Origin of the sequence: Streptomyces sp. NPDC102402, assembly GCF_044765765.1 — a bacterium.
Taxonomy (GTDB): Bacteria; Actinomycetota; Actinomycetes; order Streptomycetales; family Streptomycetaceae; genus Streptomyces.
This window is the reverse complement of record NZ_JBIWKR010000015.1, coordinates 97987-113237: the sequence shown is the minus strand read 5'-3', so window position 1 is coordinate 113237 and position 15251 is coordinate 97987. Positions and strand designations below refer to the sequence as shown.

At 70.4% G+C, this 15251-nt stretch carries 12 protein-coding genes; 6 read left to right on the top strand and 6 right to left on the bottom strand.

Annotation, left to right across the window (positions count from 1 at the left end):
• Positions 1–86: 86 nt before the first annotated feature.
• From ACIRJR_RS30830 to ACIRJR_RS30815, 4 genes are all read right to left on the bottom strand, one after another.
• Complete coding sequence (locus tag ACIRJR_RS30830; RefSeq protein ID WP_403786678.1) at positions 87–833, bottom strand: lysophospholipid acyltransferase family protein; 747 nt, start codon at positions 831–833, stop codon at positions 87–89.
• Between the two features lie 202 nt (positions 834–1035).
• Positions 1036–1509, bottom strand: coding sequence for an SRPBCC family protein (locus ACIRJR_RS30825; protein WP_403786676.1), 474 nt, complete (start codon positions 1507–1509; stop codon positions 1036–1038).
• A gap of 370 nt (positions 1510–1879) precedes the next feature.
• The gene (locus ACIRJR_RS30820; RefSeq protein WP_403786674.1) at positions 1880–3262 is read right to left on the bottom strand and encodes a ricin-type beta-trefoil lectin domain protein; all 1383 of its coding nucleotides are present in this window, start codon (positions 3260–3262) and stop codon (positions 1880–1882) included.
• On the bottom strand, positions 3259–4539 hold the full coding sequence (locus tag ACIRJR_RS30815; protein ID WP_403786672.1) for a ricin-type beta-trefoil lectin domain protein: 1281 nt from the start codon (positions 4537–4539) through the stop codon (positions 3259–3261). The genes ACIRJR_RS30820 and ACIRJR_RS30815 overlap by 4 nt, the downstream gene beginning before the upstream one ends.
• Positions 4540–4860: 321 nt before the next feature.
• Between ACIRJR_RS30815 and ACIRJR_RS30810 the strand changes: the two genes are divergently transcribed.
• Entirely contained in the window at positions 4861–5268 is a 408-nt protein-coding gene (locus ACIRJR_RS30810) for a VOC family protein (protein ID WP_403786670.1), read from the top strand.
• Positions 5269–5535: 267 nt separating this feature from the next.
• Here ACIRJR_RS30810 and ACIRJR_RS30805 read toward each other — a convergent pair whose 3' ends face one another.
• Entirely contained in the window at positions 5536–6528 is a 993-nt protein-coding gene (locus ACIRJR_RS30805; protein ID WP_403786668.1) for a LacI family DNA-binding transcriptional regulator, read from the bottom strand.
• A gap of 282 nt (positions 6529–6810) precedes the next feature.
• Between ACIRJR_RS30805 and ACIRJR_RS30800 the strand changes: the two genes are divergently transcribed.
• The 5 genes from ACIRJR_RS30800 to ACIRJR_RS30780 all read left to right on the top strand — a co-directional run bounded on the left by ACIRJR_RS30800 (position 6811) and on the right by ACIRJR_RS30780 (position 13805).
• Positions 6811–7737: a carbohydrate ABC transporter permease gene (locus ACIRJR_RS30800; RefSeq protein ID WP_403786666.1), complete on the top strand. Its 927-nt coding sequence runs from the start codon at positions 6811–6813 to the stop codon at positions 7735–7737.
• Between the two features lie 4 nt (positions 7738–7741).
• A complete protein-coding gene (locus ACIRJR_RS30795; protein ID WP_403786664.1) occupies positions 7742–8683 on the top strand; it encodes a carbohydrate ABC transporter permease in 942 nt (313 codons plus the stop codon).
• Between the two features lie 90 nt (positions 8684–8773).
• On the top strand, positions 8774–10111 hold the full coding sequence (locus ACIRJR_RS30790) for an ABC transporter substrate-binding protein (RefSeq protein ID WP_403786662.1): 1338 nt from the start codon (positions 8774–8776) through the stop codon (positions 10109–10111).
• 45 nt (positions 10112–10156) lie between these two features.
• A complete protein-coding gene (locus ACIRJR_RS30785) occupies positions 10157–12199 on the top strand; it encodes a beta-galactosidase (RefSeq protein WP_403786660.1) in 2043 nt (680 codons plus the stop codon).
• A 313-nt stretch (positions 12200–12512) separates the two neighbouring features.
• Positions 12513–13805: a YeeE/YedE family protein gene (locus tag ACIRJR_RS30780; RefSeq protein WP_403786658.1), complete on the top strand. Its 1293-nt coding sequence runs from the start codon at positions 12513–12515 to the stop codon at positions 13803–13805.
• A 276-nt stretch (positions 13806–14081) separates the two neighbouring features.
• Here the strand turns inward: ACIRJR_RS30780 and ACIRJR_RS30775 are convergent, their stop codons facing one another.
• The gene (locus tag ACIRJR_RS30775) at positions 14082–15242 is read right to left on the bottom strand and encodes an oxygenase MpaB family protein (protein ID WP_403786656.1); all 1161 of its coding nucleotides are present in this window, start codon (positions 15240–15242) and stop codon (positions 14082–14084) included.
• Positions 15243–15251: the final 9 nt, after the last annotated feature.

The following is a 15251-nucleotide window of genomic DNA, read 5'->3' as shown; positions in this document are numbered from 1 at the left end:
TTCGCCTGTCATCACACGAAAGAAGGCGAATGTCTCCTTCCTGGCTGGGTAGTTGATCTGGGCGTTTCGTTTCTTCGTACATACGTTCACCGCGGTGTCGTGCTCGGCCGCCGCCGGTCCGTGCGGAACTCCGGGCCGGTCGCACCGGCGGCGTCCGGTGGCCCTGCCACCGGACGCCCGGACTCCGGCCCGCTCCCGCCCACGTGTCGCGTGGCGATGCGCCACGCCGAGGTGACGGCCAGGTGCGCGGCCGCGCCGGCGGCCGCGGTCCCTGCCGGGAGGAGGAGGGGTGCCCCGACGTGCACGTGGAACCGGGGCCGTCGGACGGGAGCCGTGAGGAGCCCTGCCACCTGCTTGAGCCCGCTGCCCGAAGCCAGACGCCGGGCGCCGGCCTGGCCGACCGGAATGATGCGGGCCCCGGAGGCGGCGGCCAGGCGGGCGGGGCCGCTGCGGAAGGATTCCGGGGCCGCGTCGGCGGACCCGCTCCGTGGCGGGATGCGTCCCTCGCCGTAGATGAGTACGTGCCTCCCGGCGGCGAGTGCGGCAGCGGCCGTCTCCAGCGCTTCGGCCGCTCGACCGGAGCGGCGGTGGACGGGGACATGGCCGCCGTGCTCCAGGAGCCGGCCCAGGACGGGGACGCGCCACAGACCGGAGGTGGCGAGGATGACGGGCTCGATGTCCATCCGGTGCAGAGCGGCCAGGACGATGCCGGGATCCGCCAGCGAGGTGTGGTTGGCGACGAGGATGCCGGGGGCGGGTGCCGCGGTGAGATCGGACGACGTCGTCAGGCGTCCGAAGGCGGGGACTACGGCGGTGGCCAGGCGGCTGAGCACGGGACTCCTGAGTTCGGGCGGCGAAGTGACGCCCATCGTCACGCCGTGGCCGTGCCGGTGGCCTGAGCCCGTGTACTCATCTCGGCGGACGGTGCGTGGCGCTCGTGCTCAGCGTGCGCCCCGAGGGAGGACACGGCCGGGCACTCACCCGACCGCTGAACGTCAGGGTGGGGCTCACGTACGTCCCGAGCGCTCCGAGGAGTCAGCTCCTCCCTTCGACGTACGCCGCCAGGTTGGCCAGCGAGGAGGCGATCCCGGCCTCGTGCGCCGACTGGTCGATGCCGGGCGGAACGTCCGTGGCGGTGACGGTGACCTCGGTCCCGGCCCCCGCGGCGACGATCTCCCAGGTCATCGTCATCGTGCCCGCGTAGGCCGGGTCGCCGGCCTCGAACACCGCCCGCTGCACCACGCGCCCCGGTGGCACGAGCTCCGCGAACCCGACATCGACGACATCGGTCGAGTCCGAGCTCTTGCCGGGGCCGCCGGTGGGGTCGAGGTAGGTGAGGACCATCCGGAAACCGCCGCCGGGCCGCGGATCCCATCGCTCGATGCGCCCCCGCATGCCGTCCGGAGGCAGCCACGTCTCGAGGGACTCACGGTCGAGGAGGGCGCGGTACACGGCCGCAGGTGGTGCCGTGATGTACCGGCCGGCGCGGTCGGCCCTGGTGCGCTTCACCTGGATCCGCCGGAGGGAGGGCGGTTCGCCAGCACGCGCCTCCCGCGCGGGCGGCCATCCGCACCCAGGCGGTCCGCCTCGACGGCGTACGCCGCCCCGCGGCCGGCGGCCGGAGGGACTCCCTCATCCTCATCGGTGAGGTCCTCGTGCTGCTTCCAGTCGCTCATCATCCGCTCCGCGCTCGACCCGGGGCGCGTGGCCGCCCCGCGGACACGCAGTCTGCCAGCCGGTGTGCCGGTACCGCGCCAAACGCCCCACAGGGCCGGGCCGGGTCCCTGCGGCCACCCTTTCGGACTCGGCCGTCGCCGTTCGTGCCTGTGTGCTGTCGCCCCGTGGGACGACAGCACACAGGAAGGTGCGGGTGCGGAGGTCAGCCGGTGTACTGGGCGAAGACGCGGGTGAAGTCCCACGGTTGCTGGGAGACACCCGAACAGGTGTCTGCCCCACCGCCGGTGCAGGGCCGGTCGCGATTGACCGACCAGAAGGTCAGCCGCGCCAGATGACGCTGCTGGGCGTAGCCGAGGATGGTGCGGAAGTCGTCGACGGTGACGGTCTCGGCGTTGTCGGTGATGCCGTTCATCGAAGAGATGCCCGTGTGCCGGTAGGCCTGGTCGTCCGAGTATCCGTAGGCGTTCCTGACCGCTGTCTTCAGTCCCTCGGCGGCGCGGACGGTGAGCTGCCCCATGTTCTGGCCGGCTCCGCCGAAGTTGAAGGGCATGATCGTCCAGCTGTCCACCGTGAGGCCTGACACGGCGGCCTTGCTGATCAGGCTGGTGTCGGGGCCGTTCTGCCCGGTGCCGAAGGTGATGTACAGCTTGATCCCCGGGTTGTTCGCCCTGACGGTCTTCAGGGCGTCGACCGTGCGCTGCTGGACGGTCGGGCTGTCGTAGGCCGCCGCCTCGATGTCGATGTCGATCGCCTTGAGGCCGTAGGCGTTGATGACCTTCTGGTACGCGGCGGCGAGCTCGCCCGCGCTGCCGCAGGAGCTCTCCAGCTTGTTGCCGCTCCAGCCGCCGAACGACGGGATGACGTCTCCACCCGCAGCGCGGACGGTGTTGACCGTCTGCTGGTCCACGCCGCCCACCAGCGGACGGCTGCCGTCCCACTGCGGGTTGCAGTAGCCGTTGCTGAGGACGAACGCGAGGGTGAACCACTTGACGCCGGTGGCGTTCATCACGGTCGTCGGACTGGGCGGGCTGCCCCAGCCGTTGTAGAGGTACGGCGCCACGGCCATGACACCCGGCCCCGGCGGTGTCGTCCCGCCGCCGGGTGCCGTCCACTTCTGGTTCGCGGCGCCGGTGCAGGTCCAGATCTGCAGCCGCGTCCCGTTCGCGGAGGTGTTGCCGGTCGCGTCGAGGCACTTGTTCGCCTGGGGGTTGACGATGTCGCGTGCCGCGGGGACGGCCCACTGCTGGGCCGCGCTCCCGTTGCAGGTCCACAGCTGGGTCCGCGTGCCGTCGGCTGTTCCGGCGGAGGCGACGTCGAGGCACTTGCCCAGGGCGCGGATGGTGCCGTCGCCGCCCACGGTCCACTGTTGTGCCGCGCTGCCGTTGCAGTCGTAGAGCTGCACGGCCGTGCCGTCCGCCGTGGCGCCCCCGGCCACATCGACGCACTTGCCGCCCAGGCCGGTGATCTGCCCGGTGGCCGCCGCGGCGCCGCTCGCCGGAGCGCCGACCAGGCCGGTGAGGAGGGCGGCTGCGGCTGCCGTGCCCAGGACGCGCCGCACCGCGCGTCCGAGTGGAAGGGGCGTCATCTGGTCACCGTCCACTTCTGGTTCGCGGCGCCGGTGCAGGTCCAGATCTGCAGCCGCGTCCCGTTCGCGGAGCTGCTGCCGATGGCGTCGAGGCACTTGTTCGCCTGGGGGTTGACGATGTCGCGTGCCGCGGGGACGGCCCACTGCTGGGCTGCCGTGCCGTTGCAGTCCCACAACTGGACCGGCGTGCCGTCGGCTGTTCCGGCGGAGGCGACGTCGAGGCACTTGCCCAGGGCGCGGAGAGTGCCGTCGCCGCCCACGGTCCACCGCTGGGCCGCCGTGCCGTTGCAGTCGTAGAGCTGCACGGGTGTGCCGTTGGCGCTGTTGGCGCTGGGTACGTCGAGGCACTTGCCGCCGATGCCGGTGACGGGTCCTCCGCCACTCGGCTGCCCGCTGTCGGTGCTGACGCGGACGTAGTCGACCAGGAGCTGCTGGGGGAAGGCCGTGCTGCCGTCGGGGTCGCCGGGCCAGTAGCCGCCGACCGCGAGATTGAGGATCACGAAGAAGGGCTTGTCGAAGACCCACTGCTTGCCGCCGAGATCCGCGGGGGTCCGCCGCTGGTAGACGGTGCCGTCCACGGACCAGGTGATCGCGTTAGGGCTCCAGTCCACGGCGAAGGTGTGGAACGCGTCGGCGAACGCCTGCCCGCCGGGCAGCGAGTATCCCGCGCCGACTCCTCCGGAGCCGGAGTAGCCGGGGCCGTGCAGGGTTCCGTGGACGGTGCCGGGTTCGAAGCCGACGTTCTCCATGATGTCGATCTCACCGCTGTTGGGCCAGCCGACGCTTCCGATGTCGGCGCCCAGCATCCAGAAGGCGGGCCATATCCCCTGGCCGCGCGGGATCTTCATCCGGGACTCGACGCGGCCGTACGTGGTCGTGAACTTGCCCGAGGTGTTGAGCCGGGCCGAGGTGTACTCACACCGCCCGTACCAGCACTGGTAGTTGCCCGGGTTCTCCTTGCGTGCGGTGATGACCAGGTTGCCCTGGCCGTCGAGCACGGCGTTGTTCCTGCCCGCGGTGTAGTACTGCCGCTCGTGGTTGCTGACGTTGTCGCCGGTCTCGATCTGCCACTTCGCGCCGTTCACCGCCGAGCCCGCCGCACCGTCGAACTCGTCGGAGAACGTCAGGGCGGTCGGTGCGGCCGCGGCGGCGGTGCGTGCGGAGGGCTCGGCGGCGGGTGCGGGCGCGCCCTGAGCCAATCCCGCTGACAGCGAGGTGAAGGTGAGCGCGGAGACGAGCAGAAGGATCAGACGTCTGGGCAGACGCGCGGGGTCCATGACTTTCCCTTCGAGAACATGACGAGGTGGAGGTGCTGGCATGTGCATGACATGAAGCGAGTCGGAGTGACATCTCGCCGAAGGGGAGGGGTGGGGGGTGACGCGCAGTGCGAGGGCTTAGTTCACTACGTGATTTAAGAAGTGAACGATAGGACTGTCAAGGGCCTGGTATGGACCAGATCCCATGAACGGAAACCACCCTCCCGGCAGAGGTCCGGGTCGACCGGCCGGGCGAACGACCCGGATCTCGAGGTCGGCCGGTTTCACCCCTGGCGCACGTACCCTGTTCGACCTGACCAATCATCACGAAAGGGGAAATCGGTGGCATCTCGTCTCAATCCGTACCTCAGCTTTCCCGGCGATGCGCGGCAAGCCCTGGAGTTCTACACGAGCGTCCTCGGCGGCAGTCTGACGCTGCACACCTACGGTGACGCCGGTGGGGCCGACGCCGGGCAGAGTGACAAGATCATGCACGGAACGCTCGAGACGGCCGGCGGGTTCACGCTGATGGGAGCCGACAACCCTCCCGGGACGGAACACGCGCCCGGGAACAACTTCGCGGTGAGCCTGAGCGGCGACGACCCCGACGAGCTGCGCGGCTACTGGGACAAGCTGTCCGACGGTGCCACCGTGTCGGTGCCCCTCGAGAAGCAGATGTGGGGCGACGTGTTCGGCATGTGTACGGACAAGTTCGGCATCGCCTGGATGGTCAACATCAGCGGCCGGTAGTCCCTGATCCGTACGGGCCGCGTTCCTCGTGGGCCGCGCTGCGGCGCGGTCCCTCGGGCCGGACCCGGGCCCGGCCCGAGGGATCTGTCCCGCATGTGTGCCTCTTGCGTGAATATGTGGTGATTGATGCTCGGTGGCCGGAGAACGGGGCAGAAGCACGGCGTGGCCGGGAGGCCCGGTGTCCGCGCAGGGAACCCGCGCACCTCCAGCAGCGGGCCTCCCGGCCACGTCCGTGGGCGCACCGCGGCCGGGAGGGGGAGGCGCGGTCTACTCTCCGGCAGGCGGCGGTGCGGTGCTGTCGCGCACCACCAGCCGCGTGGGCACGAGCGTGGTGCCGTGTTCAGCCTCGTCGTGCCGCATCCGCCGCAGCACCCCCTCGACGCACAACCGTCCCACCTCGGCGAAGTCCTGGTGGACGGTTGTCAGGGGCGGCATGTAGGAGCCGGCTTCCGGGATGTCGTCGAAGCCGATGACGCTGACGTCGCCGGGGATGGTGCGTCCCCGCTCGCGGAGGGCCCGCAGGAGTCCGAGCGCCATCTGGTCGTTGGCCGCGAACACGGCCGTGCAGTTCTCCGCGCCGGCGATCCGCAGACCGGCCCGGTAGCCGGATTCGGCCGACCAGTCCCCACGTACGACGGGCGGCACGGGGCGTCCCGCCGCGGTGAGTTCGGCCTGCCACGCGTCCGCCCGGCGCTGGGCGGCGAAGGACTCCTCGGGTCCGGCCAGGTGCCACACGGTGCGATGGCCGAGGTCCAGGAGGTGCCGGACGGCGGCCCGCGCGCCGCCGGCCTGGTCGGTGTCGACCACGGTGTAGTGATCACCGGCGTCCGAGTCGGCGACGACCACCTGGACGTGCGGGGGCAGCGAGAGCCTCGTCACGTCGAGCAGGTGGACCTCCATGATGACGATCACGGCGTCGACCGCCAGCTCCCCGAGCCGGGAGAAGGCGCCGCGTACCCCGTCCTGTGTGGGTACGGCGACGGGCAGGAGCGTGACTGCGTAACCCTCCTCCGCGGCAGAGGTGGCGATCGCCTCCAGCGTGCGCATGTTGCCGGTGGTGGAGAGGTTGAAGGTGATGACGCCGATCGTGCGGAACTCGCCGCGCTTGAGGGCCCGGGCGGCGCTGTTCGGCCGGTAGCCCAGCTCCTTCATGGCGGCCATCACCTGGCGCCGGGTCTCCTCGGTGACTCCCTCGTACCCGTTGGAGACGCGGGAGACGGTCTGGGACGAGACGCCGGCCAGGCGGGCGACGTCCGCCATGGAGGCCGTCCGGGCAGGCCGGGCGGCTGGTCCTCCTCTGCGGGCCTGCGCCCGTGGCCTGGCCGTCGAGCCACTGTCCGCCCTGTCCACCCGTCTCCTCCGTCGTCCGATCCGCCGGATCGCCCGATGACTCTTGACCGTCCACATCATGCCGGTGTAGACATTCGGCCATCAGATGTTTACGTAAACATAGCAGCTCCGACCTCGTTCGGAACGCGATGTTCACGCAACCATCCCGACCATGTGTGCCGCCGGTTCCGAGATGGACGAGCGAGGAAGAACATGACGACGCTTGAAACCGTTGCGGGTGCCGACCGGCGCCCCGACCGGCCTCCCGCGAGACGGGGCCGCCGGTCATGGGCAGGGTGGGGCTTCATCGGCCCGTTCGTACTGGTGTTCGCCTTCGTCTTCCTGGCGCCGATCGTCTACTCGGTCTACCTCAGCCTCTTCCGGGACCAGCTCATCGGCGGCACGACCTTCGTGGGCCTGGACAACTACCAACAGGCCCTTCAGGACGAGCGGTTCTGGTCGTCCCTGAGCCGGGTGTCGCTCTTCCTGCTCATCCAGGTGCCGATCATGCTGGGCATCGCCCTGCTCGTCGCCCTCGCGCTGGACAGCGGGCGTCTCTACGGCAGGGACTTCTTCCGGATATCGATCTTCCTGCCGTACGCGGTGCCCGCAGTCGTGGCCACGCTCATGTGGGGCTTCATGTACGGCACCCGCTTCGGCCTCGTCAGCGACATCAACGACGCGTTGGGCGTCTCGCTGCCGGACCCGCTCTCGCCCGGTCTCGTCCTCGCGTCGATCGGGAACATCGTCACCTGGGAGTTCGTGGGCTACAACATGCTCATCTTCTACTCCGCGCTCCGTGTCATCCCGAACTCGCTGTACGAGGCGGCGGAGATGGACGGAGCAGGACAGATCCGCGTGATCACCGCCATCAAGCTCCCCGCCATCCGCGGCGCCCTGGTCATCGCGACGATCTTCTCGATCATCGGCAGCTTCCAGCTGTTCAACGAGCCGAACATCCTGCAGAAGCTGGCCCCCAACGCCATCACCACCTCCTACACCCCCAACTTCTACACCTACTCGCTGTCGTTCTCCGGCCAGCAGCACAACTACTCGGCGACGGTCGCCATCGTCATGGGGCTGATCACCATGGTCATCGCCTATGTCGTCCAGCTGCGCGGCATGCGCAAGGAGTCGTGAAGTGATGAGCAGCCCTTCCACCGCACTCCCGCACGCGGCCGCCCCGACCGGCCGGCCCCGCACCGTCCCGCGGCTGCGCGGGCGGGTGGACCGTACCCCGGCGCGGCCGCGGCGCAGCCTGCTGCTGACGGTGCTCACCGGCCTGGTCCTGCTCTACTCGCTGGTCCCGCTCGTCTGGCTGGTCATCAGCGCCACCAAGACGCAGCAGGGGCTGGCCGATTCGTTCGGCCTCTGGTTCAGCGGCGACTTCGCCCTGTGGGACAACATCACCGAGACCTTCAGCTACGACGACGGCGTCTTCACCCGATGGCTGCTGAACACCGTGCTGTACGTCGTCGTCGGGGCGGGCGGAGCGACATTCCTGGCGGTCCTGGGCGGTTACGCCCTGGCGAAGTTCGCCTTCCCGGGCAGGCGCGCAGTCTTCGCGGTCGTCATCGGGGCCGTCGCGGTGCCCGGTACGGCGCTGGCGGTACCCACCTTCCTGATGTTCAGCAAGATGGGGCTGACGGACACTCCGTGGGCCGTGATCATTCCCTCCCTCATCTCGCCCTTCGGCCTCTACCTGATGTGGGTCTTCGCCTCGCAGGCCGTACCGGCCGAACTGCTGGAGGCCGCGCGCATCGACGGGGCGGGCGAGGTGCGCACGTTCTTCCAGGTGGTCCTGCCGCTGCTCGCGCCCGGCATCGTCACGGTCCTGCTGTTCACCGTGGTCGCGACGTGGAACAACTACTTCCTGCCGCTGATCATGCTCAAGGACCCGGACTGGTACCCGCTCACCCTGGGCCTCAACAGCTGGAACGCCCAGGCCGCCACGGCCGGCGGCGAGCCCGTCTTCAACCTGGTGATCACCGGATCCCTGGTCACCGTCCTACCGCTGATCGCCGCGTTCCTCCTGCTGCAGAAGTACTGGCAGTCCGGGCTCGCCGCCGGAAGCGTCAAGGAGTAACCGGGCGCGCCCGCACCGGACGCCCCCTCACCGTTTCACCCGACCCTCATCAGGCACGGTCCCGGCCACGAAGAAGTGGAAGCCACACCCATGCGTACGAGCACACGCCGCCTGCTGCGCGGCATCGCCCTGATCTCCGCCCTCACCCTGGGTGCCACCGCCTGCGGCGGTTCCGACGGCGGCTCCGACCGGAAGCAGGTCGGAGCGGGGGACATCGACGCCGCCCTGAAGAAGGGGGGCACCCTCACCGTCTGGGCGTGGGAGCCGACCCTGAAGCAGGTCGCCGCGGACTTCGAGAAGGCGCACCCCGCCGTCCACGTCGAACTCGTCAACGCGGGCACCGGCAACGACCAGTACAAGGCCCTCCAGAACGCCATCTCGGCGAAGAAGGGCGTCCCCGACGTCGCGCAGATCGAGTACTACGCGCTCGGGCAGTACGCCCTGACCAAGGGCCTGGACGACCTCGCCCCCTACGGCGCCGACAAGCTGGCCGGGAAGTACACCCCCGGTCCGTGGAACGCCGTGAAGTCGGAGAAGAACGTGTACGCCCTGCCCATGGACTCCGGGCCCATGGCGCTGTTCTTCAACAAGAAGGTCTTCGACCGGTACGACATCGCCGTCCCCACCACCTGGGACGAGTACCTCCAGGCCGCCAGGGATCTGCACAAGGCCGATCCCAAGGCCTACATCACCAACGACACCGGGGACGCCGGAGCCACCACCAGCCTGCTGTGGCAGGCAGGATCCCGCCCGTACACCGTCGACGGCACCGATGTGAAGATCGACTTCTCCGACGCGGGCGCCGCGAAGTACACCGAGGTCTGGCAGAAGCTGCTCGACGAGAAGCTCGTCGCGCCGATCACCAGCTGGAGCGACGAGTGGTACAAGGGCATGGGCGACGGAACGATCGCCACCCTGGCCATCGGCGCCTGGATGCCAGCCAACCTCTCCTCCGGGGTCAAGGAGGGAGCCGGCCAGTGGCGGGTGGCGCCGCTGCCGCAGTGGAAGGCGGGGGAGAAGGCCAGCTCCGAGAACGGCGGCAGCTCCCTGGCCCTGCCCGCACTCGGCAGGAACAAGGAACTCGCCTACGCCTTCACGGAGTACGCGAACGCGGGCGACGGCGTCCAGACCCGCATCAAGGCCGGCGCCTTCCCGGCCACCACCGAGGACCTTCGGTCCGACGCCTTCCAGAACACCGAATTCCCCTACTTCGGCGGCCAGAAGGCCAACCAGGTCTTCGCCGAGTCGGCCGCGAACGTCGCCCCGGGATGGTCGTACCTCCCCTACCAGGTCTACGCCAACTCCATCTTCAACGACACCGCGGGCCAGGCCTACGTGTCCGGGACCGAGCTGGCCGACGGCCTCAGGAGCTGGCAGGACGCCTCCGTCGAATACGGGACCGAGCAGGGTTTCACCGTCAAGAAGTAAGCACGCGCTCCGTCCCGCCCCGTGCGGTACGCCGGAAGGACCGACATGATCTCCACCCTTCTGTCCCAGGGACGGCACGGGCCGGACGGTGACGCCGCCCCGCGCCTCGCCTTCGGCGCCGACTACAACCCCGAGCAATGGCCCCGCGAGGTGTGGGAGGAGGACGTACGGCTCATGAGGGAGGCCGGGGTGAACATCGTCTCCCTCGCGATCTTCTCCTGGGCCCGCATCCAACCGGACCGTGACACATGGGACTTCGCCTGGCTCGACGAGGTGATGGACCTCCTGCACGCGGGCGGGATCGGCGTCGACCTGGCCACCGCCACCGCGTCCCCGCCACCCTGGCTGACCACGGCCCACCCGGAGATCCTCCCGGTGACCGCGTCCGGCGAGACGGTGTGGCCCGGAGCCCGGCAGCACTGGCGCCCCACGTCACCGGTCTTCCGTGAGCACGCCCTGCGGCTGGTCCGCGCGATGGCCGAACGCTATGCGGACCACCCCGCACTGGTCGCCTGGCACGTCTCCAACGAGCTTGGCTGCCACAACGTCTACGACTACTCCGACGACGCCGCTCGTGCCTTCCGCGACTGGCTGCGCGCCCGCTACACCACGCTCGAATCCCTCAACCACGCCTGGGGAACCGCGTTCTGGGCGCAGCGCTACGGTGCGTGGGAAGAGATCCTGCCACCCCGGCTGGCCGCCTCCCACCCCAATCCGACGCAGCAGCTGGACTTCAAGCGCTTCTCGTCCGACGCGCTGAAGGATCATCTGCGCCTGGAACGCGACCTGCTGCGCACCATCACCCCCTCCGTCCCCGTCACGACGAACTTCATGGTCATGAGCGGCACCAAGGGGATGGACTACGCCGACTGGGCCGGCGAGGTCGACTTCGTCTCCAACGACCACTACGTCGTGCCCGGTCCGCAGTGCTGCGAGGAACTGTCCTTCTCCGCCAACCTCGTCAGCGGCATTTCCGGCGGGCGTCCGTGGTTCCTCATGGAGCACTCCACCAGCGCCGTCAACTGGCAGCCGGTCAACCTGGCCAAGCGGCCCGGAGACCTCGCCCGCGACTCCCTCCTGCACGTGGCGCACGGGGCCGATGCGGTCTGCTTCTTCCAGTGGCGCCAGTCGGCCGCCGGTGCGGAGAAGTACCACTCGGCGATGCTGCCGCACGCCGGAGCGGACAGTGAACTCTTTCGCGCGGTGACCGCACTCGGACGGGACCTCCGCGCACTGGCGCCGGTGGCGGGCTCGGAGCGTGAACCGGCTCCGGTCGGCATCGTCTTCGACTGGGACTCGTGGTGGGCGAGCGAGCAGGACTCCCACCCCACCTCCCGACTCGACTATCACCAGGAGGCCCTCGACTGGTACTCCGCCCTCCTCGACCTGGGGATACGGGCCGACGTGGTCCCTGCTCACGCGGACCTCAGCCGCTACCGGCTCCTCATCGCACCCGTGCTGCACGTCGTCCCCGCGACACTGGCCAAGGAACTGACGCGGTACACCGAGAACGGCGGCCATCTGGTCACCACGTACTTCTCCGGTGTCGTCGACGAGAACGACCACATCTGGCTCGGCGGCTACCCCGGAGCACTGCGTGACCTGCTCGGCATCCGCATCGAGGAGTTCGGCCCGCTCCTCGACGGGGACACGGTCGAGGTGGACGGCCCGGCCACGGGCAGCATGTGGACCGACCGGATCACCGTAACCGCCCCGGACGTAGAGGTGCTGGCCCACTACCGCAGCGGTGTCCAGTCGGGCCGCCCCGCCGTCACCCGGCGGGCGGCGGGCACCGGCTCGGCCGCCTACGTCTCCACCCGCCTGGGCGCCGGCGGTCTGGGCGGACTGCTGCCGCGGCTGCTCGCCCCCGCCGGGGTCACCGGTGAGCTGGCGCACGACGCGGCCGGCAGGGTCGAACTGACCGTGCGCCGCGACGCGGACCACCGCTACCTGTTCCTGGTCAACCGCACCGACGACACGGTGCCGGTGACCGGCCTCACCGGAGACCTCCTGATCGGCACCGCCGATGCCGGCACGGTCGTCCTGCCGCCGAGGGGGGTCGGCGTCCTGCGGCAGTCCGCCCCCTGACCTCCCTCCGACGGCTTCGGCACCGCGCCCTCGTGACCGGCAGGTCACGAGGGCGCGGCCGTGGGGGGAGACCGGCCCCGCCGTCTCAGAGACCTTCCGCATGGCGAGACGGCCGGGCATCCGGAGTGATCCGGTCCGTATATTCGTACGCATGTCTGCATCGGCCCTGCCCCTGTGCCTCGCGCTGTTCGCGCACTCGGCGTGGTGCGTCGACGACGGGCTCTGTCGCGGCTGAATCCCGCGTCGGCGCGCGCGTCCCGCGCCGCCGGCCCTCCCTGCCGCCGTCCGCCGAGCATCACTCCGGAGACCTTCCGTGACCACCGCGCCACCTGCCGGGCCGGCCGCGCCGCCGCGCGCACTGCCCGCCCTGTTCGTCCCTTCCCCCACGTCCGTGCCCCGGCCCGAGGCGCCATCCCTGCCTCCGGTGCGCAGGACGCCCCTCGTCGTGGCCGGGCTGCTCGCCGTGGCCCTGACCGCGTACGTGTGGTCCGCGCACGGGGCCAAGCCGGGCGCCCTGCTCCTGCTGGGACTCGGACTGGGCGTCGCCCTGTTCCACTCCCGGTTCGGCTTCACCTCCGCCTGGCGACAGCTGATCGCCGTGGGCAACGGCACCGGACTGCGGGCGCACGCGCTGCTGCTCGGCACCACCGCCACGCTCTTCGCCCTGATCATCGGTACGGGCACCGGACTGTTCGGCTCGCAGCCCGCGCCGTCCGGCGGTGCCATCGGGGTCGGCCTCGTCGTCGGCTCGCTGCTCTTCGCCATCGGGATGCAGCTCGGGGGCGCCTGCGCGTCCGGCACGCTCTTCGCCGTCGGTTCGGGGCAGACCTCCGTGGTCCTGACCCTCGGCGGCTTCATCGCGGGCGCCACGCTCGCGGCCTGGCAGTTCGACCTGTGGAAGGACCTTCCCGCCTGGGAGCCGGTCGTCCTCTCCGAGCACATCGGCTGGTTCGGCTCCTGGGCCGTGACGATCGCCGCTCTGCTGCTGGTGGTCGCGGTCACACGGCGCGTCCAGGCCCGGCGCAACCCGCCGCCCCTGGGCGCCGTACCGTCGGCGCGCACCGCGGCGGCGCGTGCCCTGCGCGGCTCCTGGCCGCTGGCCGCCGGCGCCCTGGTGCTGGCCGTTCTGGGTGCGGGTGTGCTGCTGGTGTCCGGTGGCGCCTGGGGCGTCACGAGCGCCTTCAGCCTGTGGGGCTCCGAACTGGTGGGTGCCCTCGGCGGCCACCCGGAGAACTGGACGTGGTGGAGGCAGGCGGGCAACGCGGAGATGCTGGCCGGCCCGGTCCTGGCGGACAAGACCAGCCTCACCGACATCGGCATCATGATCGGTGCGGCGGTGGCAGCGGCTCTCGGCGGCACCTGGGCCCTGCACCGCGGTATTCCGTGGCGCACGGCCGTCGCGTCGGTGCTCGGCGGAGTCCTGATGGGCGTCGGCGCCAGGCTGGCCGGAGGCTGCAACATCGGCGCCTACCTGGCGGGCGTCGCCTCGGGCAGCCTCAGCGGCTGGCTGTGGGGCGCCGTCGCCCTGGCCGGCACCTGGATCGGGCTGAGGCTGCGCCCGCTGTTCGGCCTGGGCAATCCCAAGCCGGGCGACGGGGTCTGCTGACCCGTCCGCTCCCACACGGCACCGCGGCCGGCTCCGCCCGACCGCCTCCGACGCCTCCACGGAGGGCTCCCGGGCCCGCCGTGGAGGCGTCGGCCGCGTCGGTCGAGGCGCCGGCGGCGGTGCCGTCGCCCGCCCCCCGCGCGATCCTTGCGCCAGGCCGGCTCCGGCGTTCCGGACACCGAGCACCCGAACCTGCGGATCAAACCCGTCACCCCGGCCACGGACCAGGCTGACGCCACCTTCCCGGTCGGCTGCCGAGCGGCGCGGCAGCCGCCATCAGGACACCGTGGCAGCAGGTGGGACCCACCGGCTGCCACGGGGGACCGAACCGGACACGTCGTACTCCTTCTTGAGCTGCTCGGGGACCGCGTAGTGCATGACGCGTCCCCGGGTCAGGGAGGACAGCTCGAAGAGCGTCGTCAGGTGGCCGATCCGGTCCAGGGCCCAGGCGCCGAGAGGTGAGCGGTCCTCGATGCTCTCCAGCACACCGAGAAGGTGGGGGAACGTCCTGACGACGGTGTCCCACGAGGAGCGGGGCACCTGGAGCCAGTCAGCGCAGGTGTCGCCGACCAGGTGGCGGATGAGGGCGGAGACGACCGGGTCGAGGAAGGTCCCCGGGACGACCTCCTCGTACAGGTCGATGAGCTGGCGCGTCAGGTGCGCTCCCTCCGGGGAGGGCCCCATGTGCCTGACCATGTACAGGTCCAGGAATCGACGGGCGTCGTCGAGCGTCCTGGGCACGGCGTCCTGGTCGACTCCGAGCATCGCGCCGACCACGCGCCAGGCGTAGTAGTACGACTCCGCTCCGTCCGCCGACATGTGGATGCCGAGGCGGTGCAGGCTGTCGAGGACCAGCAGGGAGAAGAACATCTGCCCGCCGATCATGTCCTCCTGGCAGATCGGCGTACCGAGCGCCTCGGTGTCCCAGCGGTCCTCCCGCTTCAGGTGGTGGCGGATGGAGGCGTGGAGGAGCCGGACCTTCTGGGCCGCCGGGATGAAGGGGCTGCCTGCCTCGAACGCCCCCGGCTGCATCAGGTAGACGGTGAACTGCCCCGTCTCCGCCATGCGCTTGGAGGGGTAGTCGAGCCCGTGGGTGGCCGAGAGCAGCTTCGCCACGTGGGGCACGACGTAGCAGGCGGGCATGGAGGCGAAGGACAGGGCGGTGGAGATGTGCACGTTGTTGTCGGCGAAGAACAGCCGGGCCTTCTCCATCTCCCCCCAGTCGACCCAGGCAGGTGGTGCGCCGGTGGCCTCGAGGTACTCGCGGGCCACGTCGGGCAGCCCGTCGGGGAGGGGGGAGCCGGCGGTGGAGACGTAACGCATCAGGGAGTTGAACTTCCCCACCTCCCCGCGTTCGAAGAGTGTGGCGACGGTGGCGTCCGCGAGTTCGTCCCCGGCCAGACGCAGGGAGTCCAACGACGACTCGGTGTAGCTCAAGGCAAGGCT